Raw genomic sequence first — 21,599 nt, 5'->3', positions numbered from 1 at the left:
CGCGTCCCGCCGGGGTCCCCCTTCCGTACACCCGCGGAAGGAGAGCCCGATGAGCACGCCGACCACACCGACCACCTCGCCCGCGAGGGCGAGCCGCCGGGAGTGGACCGGCCTGGCCGTGCTCGCGCTGGCGTGCCTGCTCTACGTCATGGACCTGACGGTGCTGCAGCTCGCGCTCCCCCAGGTCAGCGCGGACCTCCAGCCGTCGAGCAGCCAGCTCCTGTGGATCGTCGACGTGTACGGCTTCATGGTCGCCGGCGCGCTGGTCACGATGGGCACGCTCGGCGACCGGATCGGCCGCCGCCGGCTGCTCCTCGTCGGCGCCGCCGCCTTCGGTCTGACCTCGGTCCTCGCCGCCTTCTCCACCACGCCGGAGATGCTGATCGCGAGCCGGGCGCTGCTGGGCCTGTCCGGCGCGACGATCGCGCCCTCCACCCTGTCGCTGATCTTCCACATGTTCCGGGACCCGCGGGAGCGCTCGCTGGCCGTCGGGATCTGGATCGGTGCCTTCTCCGCGGGCAGCGGGATCGGGCCCGTGCTCGGCGGCGTGCTGCTCGGCTTCTTCTGGTGGGGCTCGGTGTTCCTGCTGGCCCTGCCCGTGATGGGCGCGCTGCTGGTCATCGGTCCCCGCGTGCTGCCCGAGTTCCGCGACCCCGACGCCGGCCGGCTCGACGTGCTCAGCGCCGCCATGTCCGTCGTCGCGCTGCTGGCCGTGGTGTTCGGCGTGAAGCGGATCGCCGAGCACGGCCCGGGCACGGGCGCGTTCGTGGCCATCGCCGCCGGCCTGGTCGTGGGCGCGCTGTGGGTGCGGCGGCAGCGCCGGCTCGTCGAGCCGATGATCGACGTGGCGCTGTTCCGGAACCGCCGGTTCACCGCGGCGCTCGTGGTCAACTTCCTCGCGATCTTCGTGATGATCGGCTACTTCCTCTTCGTCGCGCAGTACCTGCAGCTCGTGCTGGGTCAGTCGGCGCTGGAGGCGGGGCTGTGGTCGCTGCCGTCGGCGGCGGCGTTCGTGGTCGCCTCGCAGCTGGCGCCGCGGCTGCTGGGCGGGGTCCGGCCGGCCCACGTCGTCGCGGGCGGGCTGGCCTGCGCCGCCGCCGGGATGTTCGTGCTCACCACGGTCACCACGCAGCAGGGCCTGACCGCGCTGGTCGTGGCCTCGGTCGTGATCTCGCTGGGGATGGGCCCGGTGTTCGGCCTGACCACGGAGATGGTGGTCGGCTCGGCCCCGGAGGAGAAGGCGGGCGCGGCCTCGGGGATCTCGGAGACGGCCGCCGAGCTGGGTGGCGCGCTCGGGATCGCGGTGCTGGGCAGCATCGGCGTGGCGCTCTACCGCGGCGGGATCGCCGGCGCGCTGCCGGTCGGCGTCCCGGCCGAGGCAGCGGCGGCCGCCGAGGACACGCTGGGCGGGGCCGCGCGCGTGGCGGCCGAGCTGCCCGCGCCCGTCGGCGGCGAGCTGCTCGGGGTGGCCCGCGAGGCGTTCGTGACGGGCATGCAGGTCACCTCGTTCGCGGCGGGCTGCGTCGCGGTGGTGATCGCCGGCGTCGCCGCCGTCGCCCTCCGGCACGCCCGACCGGCGGACCACGCCGAGCCCGCCGAGGCCGTCGGGACCGCGGCGCGGCCCGAGCCCTGCGCGGCCTGACCAGGCCGGCAACGATCAGGACAGCAGCCCGGCGACGACCTCGGCCGGCGACGGCATCGCCGCGATCTCCCGGGCCACCGCCCCGGCGGCCGCCCGCGGCTCCGGGTCGGTGAGCAGCGACGAGGCGACCTCGGCGACGGCGTCGGGCGTCGCCTCGCCGGGCAGCAGCCGCCGACCGGCCCCGACGGCCAGCACCGCCCCGGCGTTGTCGAACTGGTCGGCGCCCTGCGGCAGCAGGAGCTGCGGCACCCCGGAGGCCAGCGCGCCGAGGGTGGTTCCCGAGCCGCCGTGGTGCACCACCAGCGCCGCGTGCGGGAGCACGTCCGCCTGCGGTACCCACTGCTCGACGCGCACGGTGTCCGGCAGGTCGTCGACCAGCGCGGCGTCGATCATGGGCCCGGCGGCCACCAGCACCCGGGCGGGCAGTCGGCCGAGGCCCTCGATCGCCGTGCGCAGGACACTGCCCTCGGCGAACGCCGTGCCCAGCGTGAGGTAGACCAGCGGCGGGCCGGGCTCCCCCACCCGGGGCGGCAGCGGGGCGGGCTCGGCGAAGGGCACCGGACGAAGCGGCACGCGAGGCGCGCGGTCCGGGGTGAAGGCGGCAAGGAAGGCCGGGTCCTGCAGCGACCGCGGGCAGACGTCGAGGAACGGGTCGCCGAGTCCCGGGCCTGCGACGACGGCGGGGTCCAGCCCCAGCTCGGCGGCCAGCCCGCCCACGTGGTCGCCGGCACGGGCGAGCATCTTTCCGCCCGCCACCCGTCCGAACCCGTGGCACAGCCCCCGGATCCCGGCCACCTTCGCCGCGAGCCCGGCCCCGAGGTCGCCCGCCTCGTGCACCACGACGTCCGGGCGCAGCTCCGCCAGTACGGGCGCGAGCTCGGCGGCGGTGCGCCGCGGCAGGACCTCGCCGAAGACCCGGCCGGCCATCGCCATCACCTCGTCCGGCGGGGTGGAGAACCGGTCCCGGGGGTCCTTCCCCGACTGCGCCCACACCTGCCCGAACGCCTCGCGGATCTCGCCGCCGGCCGCGACCGGCCGGAACCCCAGCCGCTCGACGAGCGGGTGGAAGCTGGGTGCGATCGCGTAGGTCACCTCGTGCCCGGCCTCGCGCGCCGCGATCGCGAAGGGCAGCAGCGGGTAGGTGTGGCCGTGGGCGGCGATGCTCGAGATCAGGACGCGCACCCGTCCAATCTAGAACCGTTGCGCGGCGTACCGATCAGCCGGAGGGCGCGGCCAGACCGGCCAGCAGCACGGCGAGGAGCTCGCGGAGGGTGCCGGTGAAGTCCAGGCGCAACGCGGCCGGCTCCGGATCGGAGTCGCGAGACGTTGCGCTCCAGCACGGCGGCCTGCGCCGCGGCGAGGTCGCACAGCACCGGCCGGCCAGCGCCCCGGCCAGCGCCCCGGCCAGCGCCCCGGCCAGCGCCCCGGCGGGCGCCCGGGTCGTCAGCGGTCAGCGCGGCCGGGAGGCGCTCGGCGAGCTCGGCGAGCAGGGCCTGCCACTCGGCCGCGAGCAGCTCCAGGAGCACGGCCTCGCGGGAGTCGAAGTAGCGCAGCACCGCGGACTTGGCCAGGCAGGACCGCCGGGCGAGGGCGGTGAGGGTCAGGTCCGCGACCGGCGCCTCACGCAGCATCGCCTCGGCCGTGCCGAGGATCGCGCGCCGGCCGCTCCTCGCGCTGCTCCGGGCTGCGCGCCACCGGGGCCGACAGCGGCACCGGCAAGGAGGCCGCGCGGCGGCTCACCGGGGCGGGCGCCCGGGTGGTCCTCGCCGTCCGGACGCCGGAGAAGGCCGACGCCGCGAAGGCCGAGGTCCTGCGCGAGCACCCCTCGGCACAACTGGAGGTCCGCCGGGTCGACCTGGCCGACCTCGCGTCCGTCGAGGAGTTCGCGGCCGGCCTGCCTCGCCGCGGGCACGCCCGTCGGCACCCTGGTCAACAACGCCGGCGTGATGGCCCCGCCCACCCGCTTCACCACGGCCGACGGGTTCGAGCTGCAGTTCGGCAGCAACCACCACCTCGGCCCGTTCGCCCTCACCATGCGGCTGCTCCCGCTTGTCCTGTCCGCGCCGGAACCGCGGGTCGCGACCATGAGCAGCGGGGCGGCGCACCTCGGCCGCATCCGGTTCGAGGACCTGCAGTGGGAGCGGCGGTACAGCCCGACGCTCGCCTACGCGCAGTCGAAGCTCGCGAACCTGCTGATGGCGCGGCAGCTCTCCACGGTGGCCCGGGACCGCGGCTGGACCCTGCGCAGCACCGCCGCGCAGCCCGGATTCACCCGCACCAACCTGCAGACCGCCGGCCCGACGACGGGCCGGACCAGGCCGAGCCTGATGGGCCGGGGAGTGGGGATCCTGCCGTGGTAGGAGCCGCGGCAGGGCGCCGAGCCCCTGCTGTTCGCCGCGGCCGACCCCACCGCGACCGACGGCGGCTACTACGGACCGGACGGGCGGTTCGGCCTGGTCGGGACCACCACCGAGGCCCAGGTGCCGCGCCGGGCACGGGACGTCGACCTGGCCGCCCGGCTCTGGGCCGAGTCCGAGCGGCTCACCGGCGTCGCGCTCCCCGTGGCAGCGTGACTCACCCGCCGTGCGTGGCGGCGCTCTGGTAGTCGGTGTAGGTGTACGGGTTGTCGAGGATCTTGGTCTCCGGGACGTCGGGATTCATGCCCCGCGCCCAGGCCTCCTCGCCGAGCGTCGACCGCAGGTGCTCGACGGTCCGCTCGACCGTCGCCCGCGCCGCCGCCAGGTCGACGTCGACCAGCCGGCCCGCCCGCTTCACGATCCGCCCGCCCACGAGCACGGTGTCGACGTCGCCGCGCTGGGCCTGGAAGGCGACGTGCCCGTAGGGGTTGAGCAGCGGGAACATCACCGGCGAGTGCTCGTTGCGGATCAGCACCACGTCGGCGGACTTGCCCACCTCGAGGCTGCCCAGCTCGGCGTCGCGACCCAGCGCCCGGGCTCCGCCGAGCGTCGCCCACTCCACGACCTGCTCGGCACGCAGCGCGGCGTGGGTGACGGTGTTCCCCTTGGCGTGCGCCTCCAGGTGCTCGCGCGAGCGGTCCGCGCCGAGGGTGGTGCGCATGGCGGAGAACAGGTCGCCGCTCCACCACACCGAGGTGTCCATGGACAGCGACACCGGGATGCCGTGCAGCCGCAGCGCCCAGGTGGGCGGGTAGCCCTGGCCGGCGCTCTGCTCGCTCTCCGTGGACACCGACACCGAGCCGCCGGTGGCCGCGATCCGGTGGTACGAGTCCGCGGACAGGGTCGCGGCGTGCACGTAGACCGACCCGGGCGTCATGAAGCCGTGCTCGTGCATGAGCCGGATGCCGTCGTCGTTCGTGGCCCCCCAGACCCCGGCGTGCGTGGTGACGGGCGCGCCCAGTTCGCGGGCGACCTCGAAGGCCGGCCTCTCCGGGAACGCCGGGTCGCCGGTCACGTCGAAGGCCATCTGGAAGCCGTCCAGGTCGCCTCGGCGGCGGGAGACGAAGTCGCGGAACTCGGGTGCCGCGGTCCACTCGGCGGGCGCCTGCTGGATGTTGCCGTAGGCCAGCACGAACCGGCCGGGCACGGCCAGCAGGGCGTCGACGGCGGCGTCGGCGTGGTCGACCGTCTGCAGGCCGTGCGACCAGTCGACGGTGGTGGTGACGCCGGCGTCGAGCGCCTCGAGCGCCGAGAGCAGGTTGCCCGCGTACACGTCCTCGGGCCGGAAGGCCTTGCCCCACTCCAGGTAGTACCAGACGAAGTACTGGGTCAGGGTCCAGTCGGCGCCGTAGCCGCGCATGGCCGTCTGCCACATGTGCCGGTGCGTGTCGATCATCCCCGGCATGACGATGCCGCCGGTCGCGTCGATCTCGACGGTGCCCTCCGGCACCTCGAGGTCCGGGCCGAGGGCGGCGATGCGGCCGTCGGTCACGAGTACGTCCTGACCGGCGAGGACCCGCTTGGCCGGGTCCATCGTCAGCACGGTCCCACCGCGGAGGACGATCGGGCGCCCCTCGGTCGACTCGCTCATCGGCTCGCTCCCTCGCGATCTTCGGACCATCGTCCGCCTGTCGGTCAGCCCCGCGTGCGGGCTACTGTGGTCGAGCCCGTCGGCGGTGTCAATCACTCCGGGCCCGGGGCGCGGGCCCGCCGCGGTATGCCCTGACCGGCCAGCGGACGCGGCCGGGCTACGGTGGGCGCCGCACGCGGCGGGACGGGGGTACGCATGCCACGCGAGGGAACGGGTCCGGACTTCATCGAGGCCCTGGCCCGCGGGCTGGACGTCATCACGGCGTTCCGGCCCGGCCGGCCCGTGATGTCCCTGGCCGAGGTCGCCGCCGCCGCGGACCTGGCCCGGCCGACGGCCCGGCGAATCCTGCTCACCCTCGCCGAGCTCGGCTACGTCCGCGCCGAGGAGCGCGGCTTCGCGCTGACCCCGCGGGTGCTGGACCTGGGCGTGGCCTACGTCCGGTCGACCGGCCTGTGGGAGGTCGCCCGCCCGCACCTGGAGCGGCTCGTCGAGCGCACGAACGAGTCGTGCTCGATCGCCCAGCTCGACGGCTCGGACATCGTCTACGTCGCCCGCGTCTCGGTGCCCAAGATCGTGTCGCTGGCGGTGCAGATCGGCACGCGGTTCCCCGCGCTGCAGACCTCGCTGGGCAAGGTCCAGCTCGCCGCCCTCCCGCCCGACGAGCTCGAGCGCGTGCTCGCCGAACCCACCCGCTCCGGCCTGGTCCCGCGCTGGCAGCCGGACCGCGCGGAGCGGGACGCGGTGCTGCGCGAGGTGCGGGCCCGCGGCTGGGCGCTCACGGACGAGCAGCTCGCGCCCGGCATCCGCTCGGTGGCGGCACCCCTGCGGGACGGGTCGGGCCGCGTGATCGCCGGGGTCAACGTCAACTGCCACGCGGCGGAGACGTCCGTGGAGCACCTGCGCGAGCACCACCTCCCACTGCTGCTGCACGCGGCCGGGGAGATCAGCGCGGACTTCGCCCGGCTGGAGACCGTCCCGCACGTGACGGTGCCCGGCTCGTCGCGCCCCGCTTGACGCCGGCCGCCTCAGGTCGAAGAATCCGAGGCGCGACGGACGGATGTCCGTGTAGCGGACAGGAGGGCATCGGATGAGCGCGCCCGATCCCACGACAGGAGGCCCGCTCGCCGGGCTGCTGGTGGCCGACTTCTCCCGGATCCTGGCCGGCCCGTACGCCACCATGCTGCTGGCGGACCTGGGCGCCGAGGTGGTGAAGGTCGAGGGCCCGGCCGGCGACGACACCCGGACCTGGATGCCGCCGGTCCGCGAGGGCGTCTCGACCTACTTCCTGGGCATCAACCGCGGGAAGCGCTCGATCGCCCTGGACCTGCGCGACGAGTCCGACCTCGCCGCCGCCCGCGAGCTCGCCCGGCGCGCCGACGTCGTGATCGAGAACCTCAAGCCGGGCGGGATGGCCCGGTTCGGGCTGGACTACGACGCGGTCCGGGAGTCCAACCCCGGCGTCGTCTACGCGTCGATCAGCGGGTTCGGCTCCGGCCCGGGCCGGGACGTGCCGGGCTACGACCTGATGGTGCAGGCCATGTCCGGGCTGATGTCGCTCACGGGCGACGCGGACGGGCCGCCGTACCGGGCCGGGATCTCCGTCTTCGACGTCATGGCCGGCAACCACGCCGCGATCGGCATCCTCGCCGCGCTGCGGCACCGCGAACGCAGCGGCGAGGGCCAGCACGTCGAGGTCAACCTGCTGTCGTCCGCGCTGACCGGTCTGGTCAACCACAGCTCCGCCTGGGTCGCGAGCGGCACCGTGCCCTACCGGATGGGCAACGCCCACCCCAGCGTCTTCCCCTACGAGCCGCTCCCCACCGCGGACGACGACCTGATCGTCGCCGCCGCCAACGACCCGCAGTTCCGCAAGCTCTGCGGCGTGCTCGGGATTCCGGAGGTCGCCGACGACCCGCGCTTCGCCCGCAACGCCGACCGCACCGCGAACCGCGAGGAGCTGCGGCCGGTCCTGGTGGAGCGGCTGCGGCAGAAGACCGCGGTGGAGTGGTTCGACCTGCTCACCGCGGCGGGCGTGCCGTCCGGGCCGATCCAGACCATCGACGGCGGCTTCGCCATGGCCGAGCGGTTCGGGCTCGACCCCGTCGTCCCCGTCGGGGAGGGTGATCGTGCGGTGCCCACGACCCGGCACCCGATCCGGTTCTCCGCCACCCCCGCGGTCTACCGGCTCCCCCCGCCGGAGCTCGACGAGCACGGCGCCGAACTGAGGAAGTGGCTGAGCGAGGATGCCTGACCAGCACGAACCGGTCCGCGAGTACCCGACCGCATTGGGCGCGGCGTCCCTGGACACGATCACCCTGCTCGGCCAGGACCTGGCCGACGACGTCATGGGCCAGGTCGGGTTCGGCGAGCTCGCGTTCTGGCTGGCCACCCAGCGCCGCCCGAGCAAGGGCGAGACCCGGGTGTTCGAGGCCGTGCTGGCCGCGCTGGCCGACCACGGCTTCACCCCGACCGCGATCGTCACCCGGCTGACCTACCTGTCCGCCCCGGACTCGGTCCAGGGCGCACTCGCCGCGGGCCTGCTCGGCGGCGGGTCGCGGTTCCTCGGCGTGACCGAGGACTGCGGGCGGTTCCTGCACGAGCGGCTGCCGGACCAGCTCCCGACGGACGAATCCGGCTGGGACGAGATCGCCCTGCGGGTCGTCCGGGAGCAGCGCGAGGCGAAGAGGTTCGTGCCGGGGCTCGGCCACCACGTGCACAAGGACGGGGACCCGCGCACGCGCCGGCTCTACGCGATCGCCCGCGAGGAGGACCTGGTCGGGCCGCACCTGGAGCTGTTCGCCGCGATCGGCCGCGTCCACCCGCAGGTCCTGGGCCGGACCCTGCCGCTCAACGGCGCCGGGGTCTGCGGCGCCGCGCTGGCCGACCTGGGCCTGCCGATGGAGCTGCTGCGCGGCTTCGCCCTGCTCGCCCGCACCGCCGGGCTCATCGGCCAGCTCGCGGAGGAGCTGCGGCACCCCGTGGGCAACGACATCTTCCTGTCCGTCGACCTCCACAACAGGCCGGTCGACCCGGACCCCTACCGACCGTCCTGACGGTGCGGGACCTCTGACGAACGCGGGAGGCAGCAGCGATGAAGCTGGTCACCGAGGAGAACATCACCGACCTCGCGGTGGAGCGCTGGGCCACGGCACGCGACCCCCGCACCCGTGAGGTGCTCACGGCCCTGGTGCGGCACCTGCACGACTTCGCCCGCGAGGTCCGGCTGACCGAGGCCGAGTGGATGGCCGCGATGAAGTGGCTGACCGCGACCGGCCAGATCAGCGACGAGAAGCGCGAGGAGTTCATCCTCGCCTCGGACGTGCTGGGCCTGTCGATGCTCGTCGTGCAGATGAACAACCGGCTCGACCCCGCTGCGACCCCGGCGACGGTGCTCGGCCCCTTCCACATCGACGGCTCGCCGGAGCTGGACTTCGGCGGCGACATGTCCGACGGGCTGCCCGGCACCCCGCTCTACATCAGCGGCAGCGTCACCGCGCTCGACGGGACCCCGGTCGGCGGCGCCGTGCTCGACGTCTGGCAGTCCGACGCGGACGGCGTGTACGAGGCCCAGCTGCCCGAGATCGACGAGGCGCGGCTGCGGGCCAAGTACACGACCCGCGCCGACGGCTCCTACTGCCTGCGGACCATCGCCCCGAAGGGCTACACCATCCCGATGGACGGCCCCGTGGGTGACCTCATCGGGCGGACGGAGATCAGTCACTTCCGGCCCGCCCACGTGCACTTCCTGCTCGCCGTCGACGGCTACGCGCCGCTGATCACGCACCTGTTCGAGGAGGGCGGCGAGTTCCTGGACAGCGACGTCGTGTTCGGCACCAAAGAGGAGCTCGTGGTGGCGTTCGAGGATCGCGAGCCCGGACCGACGCCCGACGGCGGCAAGTCCGACGTGCCCTGGCTCGAGGCCCGGTACGACTTCCGCCTGCAACCCGCCTGAGTCCGTGCGCGCGGCGCTGATCCCCGAGCCCGGCCGGCCGCCTTCGGTCGCGGACCGCGAGCCGCCGGAGCCCGGGCCCGGCGAGGTCCTCGTCGAGGTCCTGGCCGCCCCGATCACCCCGCTCGACGTGCTCTGCGCCTCCGGCCGCTCGTACTTCGGTGTGCCGCGCACCCCGTACGTGCCGGGTGTGCAGGGCGTCGGCACGCTCGACGGCCGCACGGTGTGGTTCCCGACCCCGGCCGGGATGGCGCCGGGCGACGGCAGCATGGCCGCGGTCGCGTGCGTCCCCGAGGCCGACCTCGTCCCGCTGCCCGCGGGCGTCGACCCCGTCCGGCTGGCCGCGCTCGGGCTGTCCGCCGTGGCCGCGCACCGCGCGCTGCTGAGCACCGGCGGTCTGACGGCCGGCGAGACCGTCATCGTGCTGGGCGCCGGCGGCGTGGTCGGCCAGGTCGCGGTGCAGCTCGCCCGGCTCGCGGGCGCCGCCCGGGTCGTGGCGGGTGCCCGGTCGGCCGCCGCCCGGGAGCGCGCCTCCGCCGCCGGTGCCGACGCCGTGGTCGCGCTGGACACGGACGACGTCGCCGAGCTGGCGGGTCGGTTCACCGAGGCCGCCGGCGGCCCGGCCCACCTGGTCCTCGACCCGCTGTACGGGGTGCCGGCCGCCGCCGCGGCGCAGGCGCTCGGGCCCGGCGGACGGCTGGTCAACCTCGGCAGCTCCGCCGGGGAGACCTTCCCGGTCGACTCGTCGACGCTGCGCAGCCGCTCGTTGCGGGTGCTCGGCTACACCAACAACGCCCTGACCAGGGAGGAGCGCGCCGAGTCGGTCGCCCACCTCGCCGGGCAGGAGCTGACCGTCGCCCACGAGACCGTCCCGCTCGCGGACGCCGGCGCGGCCTGGGAGCGCCAGGCCGCGGGCGCCGCGCAGGGCCGGATCGTCCTCGTCGTCTGAGTTCCTGGAGGAGCCTGTGTCGCCGTCGCTTCCGCTGCTGCCCACCTCCCTGGTCGGCAGCTACGCCCAGCCCGAGTGGCTGATCGACCGCGCCCGGCTGGCCGGCCGCTTCCCGCCCCGGGTCCGTGCCCGCGAGCTCTGGCGGATCCCGCCGGAGCACCTCGCCGAGGCCCAGGACGACGCGACCCGGGTCGCGATCCGGGAGCAGGAGGAGGCCGGGCTGGACATCGTCACCGACGGCGAGATCCGGCGGGAGAGCTACTCGAACCACTTCGCCACCGCACTCGAGGGCGTCGACGTCGACAACCCCGGCACGGCGCTCGACCGCAGCGGGCACCCCAACCCGGTGCCGCGGATCGTCGGACCGATCTCCCGCCCGCGGCCCGTGCAGGTCGACGACCTGCGCTTCCTCAAGGCGCACACCGACCGCACGGTGAAGATGACGGTGCCGGGACCCTTCACGATGTCCCAGCAGGCGCAGAACGACCACTACCCGGACCTCGAGTCCGCGGCGATGGGCTACGCCGCCGCCGTGAACGACGAGATCCGGGACCTGTTCGCGGCCGGCGCCGACGTCGTCCAGATCGACGAGCCCTACCTGCAGGCCCGGCCGGACGCCGCCCGCGCCTACGGGCTGGCCGCGCTCAACGCCGCGCTCGACGGCATCACCGGCACCACCGTCGTGCACCTCTGCTTCGGCTACGCCGCGATCATCCACGAGCGCCCCGAGGGGTACTCGTTCCTGCCGGAGCTGGCCGGCTGCACCGCCGACCAGATCTCCATCGAGACCGCGCAGTCCGGGCTGGACCTCGGGGTGCTCGCCGACCTCAAGGACAAGACGATCCTCCTCGGCGTGATCGACCTGTCCGACCACGCCGTGGAGTTCGTCGAGACCGTGGCGGCGCGGACGCGGCGCGCCTTCGACCGCCTCCCGCCCGAGCAGATCGTCATCGCCACGGACTGCGGGATGAAGTACCTGCCGCGCGGCTCGGCCGTCGGGAAGATGCAGGCGATGGCAGGCGCCGCGGCCCTGCTCCGGGAGGAGCTCGCGTGACCGGACTCAGCCGAGCGAGTCGCGCCAGGCGATCCACTCCTCGAGCAGGGAGAGGTCGTGGTCCGGCCCGCCCACGCCCACGGTGAACAGCGAGACCCCGACGTCGAGGAGCTCCTGCGCGGCCTCCGACGGCGGCTTCTGCACGCCGCAGGACCGCGCGATCTCGCCGGGGTCCCGGCCGATGTCCCGGCAGTGCCCGTCGAGCACGGCGCACTTGTGCCGGACGGTGTCGGCGTCGCCGAAGCCGTGCCAGATCGTGGCGTGCTCGGCGGTGTACCGCAGCGTCTTCTTCTCCCCGCCGCCGCCGATGAGGATCGGGATGTCGCGGGTCGGGGCCGGGTTGAGTCTCGACCAGCGGTCGCGGATGCGGGGCAGGGCCGCGCCGAGGTCGTCGAGCCGCCGGCCGGCCGTCTTGAAGTCGTAGCCGTACTCGGCGTAGTCCTTCTCGAACCAGCCCGAGCCGATGCCGAGGATGAGCCGGCCCCGCGAGATGTGGTCGACGGTGCGGGCCATGTCGGCCAGCAGCTCGGGGTTGCGGTAGCTGTTGCAGGTCACGAGCGCGCCGATCTCGACGCGGCTCGTGGTCTCCGCCCAGGCGCCGAGCATGGTCCAGCACTCGAAGTGCTTGCCGTCGGGATCGCCGTAGAGCGGGAAGAAGTGGTCCCAGTTGAAGACGACGTCGGCGCCGGCCTCCTCTGCGGCGAGCAGCGTGTCGCGGATGCGGCCGTAGTCGGCGTGCTGGGGCTGCAGCTGCAGCCCGATGCGGACGGGAGCGGTCATGCCGCCATCGTGCTCCCGATCATGTCGTCGGACACCCCGGGGCCGAGGTGTTCCCGGCCGATGAGTTCGCGCGCCCGGCACGGTCCACCGCCCGTCGACCCGAGGAGGCACACCATGATCAGCGGCATCCACACCGTGGCGCTCACCGTGCGGGACCAGGACCGGGCGCTGGAGTTCTACGTCGGCGCGCTCGGTCTCGAGAAGCGGATGGACGCCCCCTTCGGCGAGGGCCGCTGGATCGAGGTCGCCCCGGCCGGCTCCGCGACGTCGATCGCCCTGGTCGCCGGCGAGCCCGCGCCGGGCGGGCTGGGCACCGCGGTCCGGCTCGCCAGCCCCGACGCCGACGCGGCCCACACCGAGCTGCGGGAGCGCGGCGTCGACGTCGATCCCGAGGTGCTGCGCATGGGCGAGTACGCCCCGCCCATGTTCACGCTGCGCGACCCGGACGGAAACGTGCTCGTGGTGGTCGAGATCACCCAGTAGCGGTCAGAACTGACTGTTACTGTCCGGGCGTCCCCAGCGCAGAGGAGGAGCCCGTGAGCGAGCAGGACGCCCTCGCCGGCCGCACGATCCTGATGTCCGGCGGCAGCCGCGGCATCGGGCTGGCCATCGCCGTGGCCGCCGGCCGGCGCGGTGCCAACGTCGTCATCCTGGCCAAGACCGACCAGCCCGACCCACGCCTGCCCGGCACGGTGCACACCGCCGTCGCCGAGATCGAGCAGGCCGGCGGGCAGGCGCTCGCCGTGGTCGGCGACGTCCGCAAGGAGGAGGACGTCGAGCGCGCCGCGACCCAGGCCGTCGCGCGGTTCGGCGGGATCGACCTCGTGGTCAACAACGCCTCGGCGCTGAACCTCACCGGCACCGAGGAGCTCAGCGTCAAGCGCTACGACCTGATGCAGCAGATCAACTCGCGCGGCACGTTCCTGCTGTTCAAGGCCGCGCTGCCGCACCTGCGCAAGTCCGACCGGGCGCGGGTGCTCACCCTCTCGCCGCCCGTCACGATGGCGCCGCACTGGCTCGGGAAGTTCCCCGCCTACGCGCTGTCCAAGTTCGGGATGACGATCCTGACGCTGGGCTGGGCGGCCGAGTTCGCCGACGCCGGCATCGCCGCGAACTGCCTGTGGCCCGAGACGGCGATCAAGACCGCGGCGGTGCAGAACCTGCTCGGCGGCACCGACACCGTGGACCGCTCGCGCGACCCGGAGATCATGGCCGACGCCGCGGTGGCCGTGCTGTCCCTGCCGCAGGAGCGCAGCGGCGAGACCTTCATCGACGTGCAGATCCTGCGCGAGACCGGGGTCACCGACTTCACCCGCTACGGCGGCGGCGACGACCCCGAGCTCGACTTCTTCGTCGACGAGCTCAGCTGACCCCTCCCCGCGACCGGTGAACGGCGCTCTCGCTCATACCTACTGAGAGCGAGAGTGCCGTTCGCTCATGTCCTGGCGCGGCTCCCGACGGGTCAGAAGCCGATGGGCAGGCCCGCGTAGTTCTCGGCGAGGCCCATCCGGCCGGCCTCGCTGGCCGCGACCCAGCGCAGCTGCGAGAGCTGCAGCTGGGCGTCGAACGGGTCGCCGGACTGGTGCAGCATCGTCGTCATCCACCAGGAGAAGTGGGTGCAGCGCCAGACCCGGCGCAGGGCCGTGTCCGAGTAGGCGTCGGCGAGCGCGGGGTCCTTGTCGCGCAGCAGCGCCGCCAGGGCCGGGGCGAGCAGCGCGACGTCGGCCACGGCGAGGTTCAGCCCCTTCGCGCCGGTGGGCGGCACGATGTGGGCGGCGTCGCCGGCGAGGAAGAGCCGGCCGTGGCGCATGGGCTGCTGCACGAAGCTGCGCATCGGCAGCACGGACTTCTCGGTGACGGGGCCGGGGGTCAGCGTCCAGCCGTCCTGGCCGTGGCCGAGCCGGGTCGCCAGGGCGTCCCAGATCCGGTCGTCGGACCACTCGTCGATGTCGGTGCCGTTCGGAACCTGCAGGTAGAGCCGGGAGACGTACTCCGAACGCATGGAGTGCAGCGCGAAGCCGTCCGGGTGCCAGGCGTAGATCAGCTCGTCGGTCGACGGCGCGACGTCGGCGAGGATGCCCAGCCAGGAGTACGGGTAGACGCGCTCCCAGGTCTGCGTGACCGAGTCCGGCACGGCGGCGCGGGAGGGGCCGAAGGAGCCGTCGCAGCCCACGACCACGTCGGCGTCGAGACGCTCGGCGGTGCCGTCCGGGCCGGTGAAGGTGACGTACGGCTGCTCGGTCTCCAGGTCGTGCACCGCGGTGTCGGTGACCTCGTAGCGGATCTCCTGGCCGGCGGCCTCGCGCGCCTTCCCGAGGTCCTTGGTCACCTCGGTCTGCCCGTAGACGGTGACGCTGCGGCCGACGAGGTCCACGAAGTCGAGGTGGTGGCGCTCGCCCGGCCACTGCAGGTAGATGCCGCGGTGCTCGTCGCCCTCCCGGCCGAGCCGCTCCCCCAGCCCCACCTCGTGCAGCAGCTGCACAGTGGAGTGCTCCAGGATGCCCGCGCGGATGCGCGCCTCGACGTACTCGCGGGAGCGGGTCTCGACGATCACGGACTCGACGCCCGCACGGCCGAGCAGGTGGGACAGGAGGAGCCCGGCGGGGCCGGCGCCGACGACGGCGACCTGGGTACGCATGGGAGGAGTGTGTCCGCCCGGCCGCCCGGCGCCTAGCGTCGGCTTTCACTCAGTGGAAGCGAGCGACCGATGCCGGCCGCCGCGACCTGCAGGGCCGCCACCAGACGGGCCCGGCCGCGCCGCAGATCGGGCACGACGAGCCCGAGCGCGGCCACGACCTCGCCGTCCGCTCCCCTTCGCACGGGGACCGCGACCGAGCAGGCGCCGGGGCTCATCTCCTCGACGGTCTGCGCGAACCCCTCGCGGTGCACCCGGCGCAGCTGCTCGCGCAGCCGGCCGGGCTGGGTGATCGTGTACGGCGTGACGCGCGAGAGATCGGCGAGGACGGCCCGCAGCACGTCGTCCGGGGCGTGGGCGAGCAGCACCTTCCCGACGCCGGTGGTGTGCAGCGGGAGCCGCCCGCCGACCCGGCTGACCACGGGCACCGTCGTGCGGCCCGAGAGCCGGTCGAGGTAGAGCACCTCGGTGCCCGCGCGCTCGGCGAGGTGCACGGTCGCGTGGGTCGCGGCGTAGAGGTCGTGCAGGAAGGGCGCGGCGACCTGCCGCAGCTCCGCCTGCACGGGCGCGAGCAGCCCCAGGTCCCACACCCGCCGTCCGACGACGTACCGGTCACCCCGCCGCTCCAACCCGCCCAGCCCGACGAGCTCCCCCGCCAGCCGGTGCGCCGTCGCCAGTGGCAGCCCGGCCCGCTCGGCCAGCGCGGTCAACGACAACGCCCGGTGTTCGGCGTCGAACGCCCCGAGCAGCGCGAACACCCGCGACGCCACACTCGCCCCCGGGGTCGACAGATTGCCCGCCACACCCCGATCCTCCCACTCAGCGGAAGCACCCCACGCGAGTCGGGACTTCCGGCACCGCGAGTCGCGAGTTCCGACACCGCGAGTCGGGGCCGCGACAAGTGGCACCACAAGTCGTCGACAGGTGGGGCTTAAGCGGGGTGACGCAGGGTGGCGACACACCCCGAGGAGGAGACGTCATGACCGCCCCCGCCACCACCCCCGACCTGCTGGGCATGCGCCTGGCGCACCGCATCATGCGCGGCGACCTGCACCGCCTGACCGCCGTTGCGCAGCGCCTGGCCGCCGGCGAGCCCTGCGACGCCCGCCGCACGAAGGCCCTCACCCGCTGGGTGGCGACGCTGGCCGACGAGATCCACCACCACCACACCGTCGAGGACGAGCTGACCTGGCCGCTGATCCTGCGCAGCGCCGGCACCGCCGTCGACCTCACCGTGCTGTCCGACGACCACCGCGCCCTCGACCCGCTGCTCGACGACCTGCGCCGCGCGGCCGCCGGCTTCCTCGACGCCCCGATCTACCCCGAGCGCGCCGCGGTCCTCGCCGACGCCCTCGCCCGCGTGCGCGACGAGCTCGACGAGCACATCGAGAACGAGGAGGCCGAGCTCTTCCCGGTGATCGAGCGGTACGTCGCGGCCGCGGACTGGCAGGAGATGGAGAAGGCGATCCGCAAGGGCGGCCCGCCGACGGGTTTCGTCCTGCCCCGGATCGCCGAGGTCACCACGCCGGACGAGCTGGCCGCGATCAAGGCGGAGGCCGGCCCGGTTCTCGTGCTCCTGCTCGCCCTGCTCCGCCCCCGCCACGCCCGCCGCGTCCGCCTCGTCTTCGGCACCCCGTGAGTGCCGACTGCCCCTAGAGGGGCACTTGCCACTCACGACCTCGGTCGACCTGCGAAAACCCGACCGAGTTCGGCGAGCGACGCGGCCGCCCGCGCCTCCCAGTGGGGCGAGCCGAGCCGGCGCGCGATCGCACCGGCGTGCACGAAGTGGGCCCGCCGCTCGTCGACCGGCCTCCCCAGCACCCCGCCGAGCTCGCCGAGGTGCTGCGCGACGGGGCCGAGCGTGACCGTCCCGCTGCCGAGCCCCGCCAGCTGGTCGGCCCACGGCTCGAGCTCGGCCAGGCAGGCGGCTGCGGCCTCCCGGTCGTCGAGCGCGACCGCGACCTCGGCACGCAGCCCCATGAACAGCAGCCAGTAGTAGGTGCGCGGCGGGTGCAGGTCGGGACGCCAGAGGGCGCGGGCCTCGTCGACACGCCCGGCCGCCACCAGCGCGCGGGCGGTCGGGTCGGTGATGGCGTCGGGGATCCGGGCCTGCAGCGCCGCGAAGGCCGGGGCCAGCTCGGCGAGCCTGCCCTGCGCGTGCCGGACCCCGAACAGCCCGAAGAGGCCGAGGGTGTCGGCGTTGATCGCGCCGACGGACTCCATCGCGGCCTGCACCGTCGCGTACCCCTGCTCGGCCCGCGCGAAGTCCCCGGCGACGACGGCGCGCAGCGCGGCGAAGATCGCCGCCCACGCGAGCGTCACGCCGAGCTGGCCGCCGGAGGCCGCGGCGATCGCGGCGTCGGCGTGCCGCTGCGCCCCGGCGAGGTCGAACCGCTCGCAGGCGATCATGAAGAGCAGGTGGTGGCCCTCGGAGCGGTACTCCGCCAGCCCGGCCCGCTCCGCGGTCCCCAGCAGCTCGTGCCCCACGCCCTCGAGCTCGTGCCGGAGATCGGGGCCCAGCGCGGCGAAGGAGCGGGCGTTGAGCACCCGGCACCGCAGCAGCGGGTCGCCGAGGCCGGCCGACAGGTCCATGGCCTCGGCGGTCAGCCGGCGAACCCGGACGTCGTCGTGGGACTCCAGCTCGAACGCCAGCGCGACGAGCAGCCGGCACCGCGTCGGCGGGTCGACGCCGGGCTCGGCGAGGGCCCCGTCGAGCAGGCCGACGAGCTCCGCGTCGACGGCGACGTCCTGCCGGATCGTCCACGAGACCGGCGCGTCGTAGCTGGTCAACGCCGCGACGAGGGACGCGGTGCCGCGTGCACGGTCGACCGCGGCACGGCGGGCACCGACGGCCGCGGCCACCTGGCCGGCGTGCGCCAGCGCGGAGACGTGCCCACAGCGCAGGGCGATCTCGTGGTCGACGCCGACGCCCGCCGGGCCGGCCAGGTCGATCGCCGCCGCCCAGAGCCGCGCCGCGTCCCGGTGCGCACCGAAGCCCGCGGCCTCGTGCGCCGCCGCCTCGACATGCCGCACCGCGGTGGCGGGTGGCACCGCCGGGCCCGCCTCGAGGGCGTGCCGGGCGAGGGCCGCGGGATCACCGGAGCCGGCCTCGACCGCGGTCAGCGCCGCCGCGTGCAGGCGGGTGCGCCGGAGCCGGGGCAGGTCGGCGTCGAGGGTGTCCCGGACGAGGGCGTGCGCGAAGCGGACCCGACCGGGGGCGGGCTCGGTCAGCAGGCCTGCGAGCACACCCAGTTCGAGGGCGTCGAGCACGCCGTCCTCCGAGCCGCCGGCCCCGCCGGACAGCCGGACCAGGGTGTCGATGTCGACCTCGCGGCCGAGCACCGCGGCCTGGCCCAGCACGGTCCGGGCGGGCGCGGGGAGTCGCGCGACCCGCCGGCGCAGGACGTCCCGCACCCCGGCCGGGATCGCGTCGGCCGCGGCCCCGGCGCCCTCGACCGCGATCAGCCGGGCGGTCTCGCGGACGAAGAGCGGGTTGCCGTCCGTGCGCTCGGCGACCAGGGCGACCGTCTGCTCGTCGGGGTCGGCGACGCCCTGCCCGGCCAGCAGCGCGCGCACCTCCGGCCCGGTCAGCCCGGCCAGCGCGATGCGGTCGGCGACCGGCCCGGCCAGGGCGGCCAGCGTGGCCGCGAGGTCCGGGCCGACCTCGGCCGGCCGCAGCGTCGCGACGACGAGGACGGGCGCGGCGCCGAGCCCACCGACGACCGCGCGGAGCAGCTGCAGCGTCTCGTCCTCGGCCCGGTGCAGGTCGTCGAGCACGAGCAGCACGGGCCCGCCCGCGGCGACGCCGCCCACCAGCTCGACGACGGCCCGGGACAGCCAGAACGTCTCGCCGACCTCCTCCCGCCCGGGCCCGGCGGCCCGCAGCGGGGCGAGCCGCGCGGCGAGCTCGTCGGACACGGGTGCGGCCCGGGCCAGCTCCTCGACCAGCTCCGTCCAGGCCCAGCCGGGCGGGGCGCCGTCGACCTCCGGGCACCGGCCGAGCGCCGTCGTCCACCCCGGGAGGTTCGCCCGGAACGCGTCGACCAGCGCGGACTTGCCGCCGCCCGCGTCGGCCTCGACGAGCACGACGGCCGCTCCGGACCGGGCGCGCTCGGCCGCGGCCCGCATCCGCTCCAGCTCGGCGGCCCGACCGACGATGGCCGGCCCGGGATCCGGCGCGACGGCGCGCGGTGCGCCGTGGTGCGGCGCGACGGGATGCTCGGCCTGGGTCAGGACGTCCTGCTCCACCGCCCGCAGCTCCGGCCCCGGGTCGACGCCCAGCTCCTCGGCCAGCCGCGTGCGCGCGGCCGCGAGCACCGCGAGCGCGTCCGCCTGGCGGCCGGTGCGGTAGAGGGCGAGCGCGAGCAGCCGCACCGCGTTCTCGCGCAGCGGGTGGTCGCGCAGCAGGAGCTCCAGGTCGGGCACGACGTCGGCGGCCCGGCCCCGCGTCAGCCGGGCCTCGGCGAGCCGTTCGGTCGCGACGAGCCGCAGCTCGCCCAGCCGCGCGGCCTCCGGTGCGGCCCACCGCTCGTCGGCGAACTCGGCGAGTGCGGGGCCCGACCAGGAGCGCAGCGCCTCGGCCAGCAGCTCCTCCGCCCGGTCCGGCGGGGCGACCGCCGCGGCGTCGAGCAGCGCGCCGACGCGGTGGGAGTCCAGGCCGTCGGCGGGCAGCCGCAGCGCGTACCCCGGCGGCTCGCTGACCAGCACCGTCGCCGGGGTGCGGGGCCGCCGGTCCGGTTCGAGCACCCGCCGCAGGTGCGAGACGTGGACCTGCAGGGCGCCGAGCGCGCGGGGCGGCGGCTCGCCGCGCCACAGGTCGTCGACGAGCACGTCGGTGGAGACCACCTCCCCGCCCGCGACGGCGAGCCGGGCCAGCACCGCGCGCTGCCGCGGCCCACCCAGGTCGACGGGCACGCCGGCGACCTCGGCCCGGACCGGGCCGAGCACCGCGACCCGGACCACCACGGCGTCAGTCAACCCGATCTTCGCGCGGCCGCCCAGGTCGGGCGGGCAAAACAGTCGGTGGTGCCGGGAAACCCGGCCGCGGCCGACTACCCTCCCGGGCATGGCCGCACCGACCCCGCGTCGCACCCAGGGCGAGCGGCGGGCCAGCAGCCACGCGCTGATCCTCGACGCCGCCGTCCGCAGCCTGGTGGAGGACGGCTACTCCGGCGCCACCACCGTGACCATCCAGGAGCGCGCCGGGGTCTCCCGCGGGCGGCTGCTGCACCACTTCCCCTCCCGGACCGCGCTGCTCGTCGCCGCCGCCCAGCACCTCGCCGTCGAGCGGATCACGGACATGGAGAGCTGGCCGCACGCCACTGCCAGCGGCGCCGAGCGCATCGACCGGGCGGTCGACCTGCTCTGGGAGACCTTCCGCCAGCCCTACTTCTGGGCCGCGATGGAGCTGTGGACGGCCGCCCGCACGGACGAGACCCTGCGCGCCGAGCTGCTGCCGGAGGAGCGGCGGCTGGGCCTGGCGATCCAGCACGTGGTCGCGGCGCTGTTCGGGCCGGTCCACTCGACCCACCCGGCGTTCGACGACGTCCGGGAGCTGATGTTCACCAGCATGCGCGGCGTGGCGCTGACCTACGCGATCGACCCGCGCGACCCCACCACGGACCCGCATTTGGACCTGTGGAAGCGGCTCGCGCGGCAGATGCTCACCGACGGTCGGACCTGACCGGTACCCGCGAGAGGACACCATGGAGTTCGAGACGCTCGCCGTGGAGGCGAAGGACGGCGTCGCGCAGCTGCGGCTCGACCGGCCCGCCCAGGCCAACGCGCTGAACCGGACGCTCTGGTCGGAGCTGCGCACGGCCGTCGACGCGCTCGACGCCGATCCGACCGTCCGCGTGGTGGTGATCGCGGGCAACGGGAAGCACTTCTGCGCCGGCATCGACCTCGAGATGCTCGGCAGCCTGCGCGCCGGCGCGGGCGCGGACTGCGCGGGCCGGGCGGCCGAGGCCCTGCGCCGCACGATCCTCGACCTGCAGGACGTGATCACCAGCGTCGAGCGGTGCCGCGTGCCGGTGATCGCGGCCGTGCACGGGGCGTGCGTCGGCGCCGGGATGGACCTCGCCACCGCCTGCGACCTGCGGTACAGCACCGAGGACGCGCGGTTCGTGGTCAAGGAGATCGACATGGCCGTGGTGGCCGACGTCGGCGTCCTGCAGCGGCTGCCGCGCATCGTCGGCGAGGGCGTGACCCGCGAGCTCGCCTACACCGGACGGACCGTCAGCGGCGGCGAGGCGCTCGGCCTGCGGCTGGTCAACGGCGTGTACCCCGATGCCGAGGCGCTCGCCGCCGGGGTCGCCGAGCTGGCCGCGTCACTCGCCGCCAAGCCGCCGCTCGCCCTGCGCGGCACCAAGCACGCGATCACCTACGCCCGCGACCACACCGTGGCCGACGCACTGGATCAGGTCGCCACCTGGAACGCGGGCATGCTCATCTCGGCCGACCTCGACGAGGCCCTGGCCGCCGCGAAGGAACGCCGCCCCGCCGTCTACCGCGACTAGGCAGCGCGGCCTCCTCGGCCGAACAGGTGATCGCGGTTGAGTGTCAAACGACCGTTTGGCAGTG

Annotated in this window: 20 protein-coding genes and 1 pseudogene; 14 read left to right on the top strand and 7 right to left on the bottom strand. The window is 75.1% G+C overall.

Annotated features, from left to right (window positions below; translation table 11 throughout):
- Window positions 1-49: 49 nt before the first annotated feature.
- Complete coding sequence (locus ACQP04_RS01290) at window positions 50-1,642, top strand: MFS transporter (RefSeq protein ID WP_433505260.1); 1,593 nt, start codon at window positions 50-52, stop codon at window positions 1,640-1,642.
- Between the two features lie 15 nt (window positions 1,643-1,657).
- On the opposite strand, the gene ACQP04_RS01285 is transcribed toward ACQP04_RS01290, so the two are convergent.
- Entirely contained in the window at window positions 1,658-2,824 is a 1,167-nt protein-coding gene (locus ACQP04_RS01285) for a glycosyltransferase (protein ID WP_433505259.1), read from the bottom strand.
- On the bottom strand, window positions 2,812-3,273 hold the full coding sequence (locus tag ACQP04_RS01280) for a hypothetical protein (RefSeq protein WP_433505258.1): 462 nt from the start codon (window positions 3,271-3,273) through the stop codon (window positions 2,812-2,814). Before ACQP04_RS01280 ends, ACQP04_RS01285 begins: the two co-directional genes overlap by 13 nt.
- 53 nt (window positions 3,274-3,326) lie before the next feature.
- Here ACQP04_RS01280 and ACQP04_RS01275 point away from each other — a divergent pair.
- Together ACQP04_RS01275 and ACQP04_RS01270 are read left to right on the top strand one after the other, a co-directional pair.
- Window positions 3,327-3,473 (top strand): annotated as a pseudogene (locus tag ACQP04_RS01275) (SDR family NAD(P)-dependent oxidoreductase); the annotation flags it as partial.
- A 115-nt stretch (window positions 3,474-3,588) separates the two neighbouring features.
- A complete protein-coding gene (locus ACQP04_RS01270; protein WP_433505257.1) occupies window positions 3,589-4,002 on the top strand; it encodes a hypothetical protein in 414 nt (137 codons plus the stop codon).
- A gap of 214 nt (window positions 4,003-4,216) precedes the next feature.
- On the opposite strand, the gene ACQP04_RS01265 is transcribed toward ACQP04_RS01270, so the two are convergent.
- The gene (locus ACQP04_RS01265) at window positions 4,217-5,650 is read right to left on the bottom strand and encodes an amidohydrolase family protein (RefSeq protein WP_433505256.1); all 1,434 of its coding nucleotides are present in this window, start codon (window positions 5,648-5,650) and stop codon (window positions 4,217-4,219) included.
- A 195-nt stretch (window positions 5,651-5,845) separates the two neighbouring features.
- On the opposite strand from ACQP04_RS01265, the gene ACQP04_RS01260 reads away from it, so the two are divergent.
- From ACQP04_RS01260 to ACQP04_RS01235, 6 genes are all read left to right on the top strand, one after another.
- Complete coding sequence (locus tag ACQP04_RS01260) at window positions 5,846-6,664, top strand: IclR family transcriptional regulator domain-containing protein (protein ID WP_037048441.1); 819 nt, start codon at window positions 5,846-5,848, stop codon at window positions 6,662-6,664.
- Window positions 6,665-6,737: 73 nt separating this feature from the next.
- Window positions 6,738-7,901, top strand: a complete 1,164-nt coding sequence (locus ACQP04_RS01255; RefSeq protein ID WP_433505255.1) for a CaiB/BaiF CoA transferase family protein — start codon at window positions 6,738-6,740, stop codon at window positions 7,899-7,901.
- Entirely contained in the window at window positions 7,894-8,703 is an 810-nt protein-coding gene (locus tag ACQP04_RS01250) for a citryl-CoA lyase (protein ID WP_433505254.1), read from the top strand. The genes ACQP04_RS01255 and ACQP04_RS01250 overlap by 8 nt, the downstream gene beginning before the upstream one ends.
- Window positions 8,704-8,741: 38 nt before the next feature.
- The gene (locus ACQP04_RS01245) at window positions 8,742-9,602 is read left to right on the top strand and encodes a dioxygenase (RefSeq protein WP_433505253.1); all 861 of its coding nucleotides are present in this window, start codon (window positions 8,742-8,744) and stop codon (window positions 9,600-9,602) included.
- Window positions 9,603-9,606: 4 nt separating this feature from the next.
- Window positions 9,607-10,548, top strand: a complete 942-nt coding sequence (locus tag ACQP04_RS01240; RefSeq protein WP_433505252.1) for a quinone oxidoreductase family protein — start codon at window positions 9,607-9,609, stop codon at window positions 10,546-10,548.
- Between the two features lie 16 nt (window positions 10,549-10,564).
- Window positions 10,565-11,602 carry a 5-methyltetrahydropteroyltriglutamate--homocysteine methyltransferase gene (locus tag ACQP04_RS01235; RefSeq protein ID WP_433505251.1) on the top strand — a complete coding sequence of 346 codons (1,038 nt, stop codon included), beginning with the start codon at window positions 10,565-10,567 and terminating at the stop codon, window positions 11,600-11,602.
- A gap of 6 nt (window positions 11,603-11,608) precedes the next feature.
- Here the strand turns inward: ACQP04_RS01235 and ACQP04_RS01230 are convergent, their stop codons facing one another.
- Window positions 11,609-12,382: an LLM class F420-dependent oxidoreductase gene (locus ACQP04_RS01230; protein WP_433505250.1), complete on the bottom strand. Its 774-nt coding sequence runs from the start codon at window positions 12,380-12,382 to the stop codon at window positions 11,609-11,611.
- A gap of 114 nt (window positions 12,383-12,496) precedes the next feature.
- Between ACQP04_RS01230 and ACQP04_RS01225 the strand changes: the two genes are divergently transcribed.
- Together ACQP04_RS01225 and ACQP04_RS01220 are read left to right on the top strand one after the other, a co-directional pair.
- Window positions 12,497-12,865, top strand: coding sequence for a VOC family protein (locus ACQP04_RS01225; protein WP_433505249.1), 369 nt, complete (start codon window positions 12,497-12,499; stop codon window positions 12,863-12,865).
- Between the two features lie 53 nt (window positions 12,866-12,918).
- A complete protein-coding gene (locus ACQP04_RS01220; protein WP_433505248.1) occupies window positions 12,919-13,752 on the top strand; it encodes an SDR family oxidoreductase in 834 nt (277 codons plus the stop codon).
- Between the two features lie 92 nt (window positions 13,753-13,844).
- Here the strand turns inward: ACQP04_RS01220 and ACQP04_RS01215 are convergent, their stop codons facing one another.
- Both ACQP04_RS01215 and ACQP04_RS01210 read right to left on the bottom strand, forming a co-directional pair.
- On the bottom strand, window positions 13,845-15,020 hold the full coding sequence (locus ACQP04_RS01215) for a 4-hydroxybenzoate 3-monooxygenase (RefSeq protein ID WP_433505247.1): 1,176 nt from the start codon (window positions 15,018-15,020) through the stop codon (window positions 13,845-13,847).
- Between the two features lie 32 nt (window positions 15,021-15,052).
- Window positions 15,053-15,820: an IclR family transcriptional regulator gene (locus tag ACQP04_RS01210; protein WP_433505246.1), complete on the bottom strand. Its 768-nt coding sequence runs from the start codon at window positions 15,818-15,820 to the stop codon at window positions 15,053-15,055.
- Between the two features lie 176 nt (window positions 15,821-15,996).
- Here ACQP04_RS01210 and ACQP04_RS01205 point away from each other — a divergent pair, with 176 nt between their 5' ends.
- Complete coding sequence (locus tag ACQP04_RS01205; protein WP_433505245.1) at window positions 15,997-16,656, top strand: hemerythrin domain-containing protein; 660 nt, start codon at window positions 15,997-15,999, stop codon at window positions 16,654-16,656.
- Between the two features lie 32 nt (window positions 16,657-16,688).
- Here the strand turns inward: ACQP04_RS01205 and ACQP04_RS01200 are convergent, their stop codons facing one another.
- Window positions 16,689-19,994 (bottom strand): BTAD domain-containing putative transcriptional regulator, encoded by a 3,306-nt coding sequence (locus ACQP04_RS01200; protein WP_433505244.1) that lies wholly within the window; start codon window positions 19,992-19,994, stop codon window positions 16,689-16,691.
- A gap of 88 nt (window positions 19,995-20,082) precedes the next feature.
- Between ACQP04_RS01200 and ACQP04_RS01195 the strand changes: the two genes are divergently transcribed.
- Both ACQP04_RS01195 and ACQP04_RS01190 read left to right on the top strand, forming a co-directional pair.
- Window positions 20,083-20,700: a TetR/AcrR family transcriptional regulator gene (locus ACQP04_RS01195; RefSeq protein WP_433505243.1), complete on the top strand. Its 618-nt coding sequence runs from the start codon at window positions 20,083-20,085 to the stop codon at window positions 20,698-20,700.
- Window positions 20,701-20,722: 22 nt separating this feature from the next.
- Window positions 20,723-21,535, top strand: a complete 813-nt coding sequence (locus ACQP04_RS01190; protein ID WP_433505242.1) for a crotonase/enoyl-CoA hydratase family protein — start codon at window positions 20,723-20,725, stop codon at window positions 21,533-21,535.
- Window positions 21,536-21,599 lie beyond the last annotated feature (64 nt).

It is taken from the genome of Pseudonocardia halophobica (genome assembly GCF_050948485.1).
Lineage (GTDB): Bacteria > Actinomycetota > Actinomycetes > Mycobacteriales > Pseudonocardiaceae > Pseudonocardia > Pseudonocardia halophobica.
Note: the sequence above shows the minus strand (reverse complement) of the source record. Positions and strands in the feature narration are given on the sequence as shown.

What these genes read in the sequence shown, in the direction of transcription:
- ACQP04_RS01290 (WP_433505260.1), top strand. Translation starts at nt 50, where the DNA reads ATGAGCACGCCGACCACACCGACCACCTCGCCCGCGAGGGCGAGCCGC.
- ACQP04_RS01280 (WP_433505258.1), bottom strand. Translation starts at nt 3,273, where the DNA reads ATGCTGCGTGAGGCGCCGGTCGCGGACCTGACCCTCACCGCCCTCGCC.
- ACQP04_RS01270 (WP_433505257.1), top strand. Translation starts at nt 3,589, where the DNA reads ATGGCCCCGCCCACCCGCTTCACCACGGCCGACGGGTTCGAGCTGCAG.
- ACQP04_RS01265 (WP_433505256.1), bottom strand. Translation starts at nt 5,650, where the DNA reads ATGAGCGAGTCGACCGAGGGGCGCCCGATCGTCCTCCGCGGTGGGACC.
- ACQP04_RS01260 (WP_037048441.1), top strand. Translation starts at nt 5,846, where the DNA reads ATGCCACGCGAGGGAACGGGTCCGGACTTCATCGAGGCCCTGGCCCGC.
- ACQP04_RS01255 (WP_433505255.1), top strand. Translation starts at nt 6,738, where the DNA reads ATGAGCGCGCCCGATCCCACGACAGGAGGCCCGCTCGCCGGGCTGCTG.
- ACQP04_RS01250 (WP_433505254.1), top strand. Translation starts at nt 7,894, where the DNA reads ATGCCTGACCAGCACGAACCGGTCCGCGAGTACCCGACCGCATTGGGC.
- ACQP04_RS01245 (WP_433505253.1), top strand. Translation starts at nt 8,742, where the DNA reads ATGAAGCTGGTCACCGAGGAGAACATCACCGACCTCGCGGTGGAGCGC.
- ACQP04_RS01230 (WP_433505250.1), bottom strand. Translation starts at nt 12,382, where the DNA reads ATGACCGCTCCCGTCCGCATCGGGCTGCAGCTGCAGCCCCAGCACGCC.
- ACQP04_RS01225 (WP_433505249.1), top strand. Translation starts at nt 12,497, where the DNA reads ATGATCAGCGGCATCCACACCGTGGCGCTCACCGTGCGGGACCAGGAC.
- ACQP04_RS01215 (WP_433505247.1), bottom strand. Translation starts at nt 15,020, where the DNA reads ATGCGTACCCAGGTCGCCGTCGTCGGCGCCGGCCCCGCCGGGCTCCTC.
- ACQP04_RS01205 (WP_433505245.1), top strand. Translation starts at nt 15,997, where the DNA reads ATGACCGCCCCCGCCACCACCCCCGACCTGCTGGGCATGCGCCTGGCG.
- ACQP04_RS01195 (WP_433505243.1), top strand. Translation starts at nt 20,083, where the DNA reads ATGGCCGCACCGACCCCGCGTCGCACCCAGGGCGAGCGGCGGGCCAGC.
- ACQP04_RS01190 (WP_433505242.1), top strand. Translation starts at nt 20,723, where the DNA reads ATGGAGTTCGAGACGCTCGCCGTGGAGGCGAAGGACGGCGTCGCGCAG.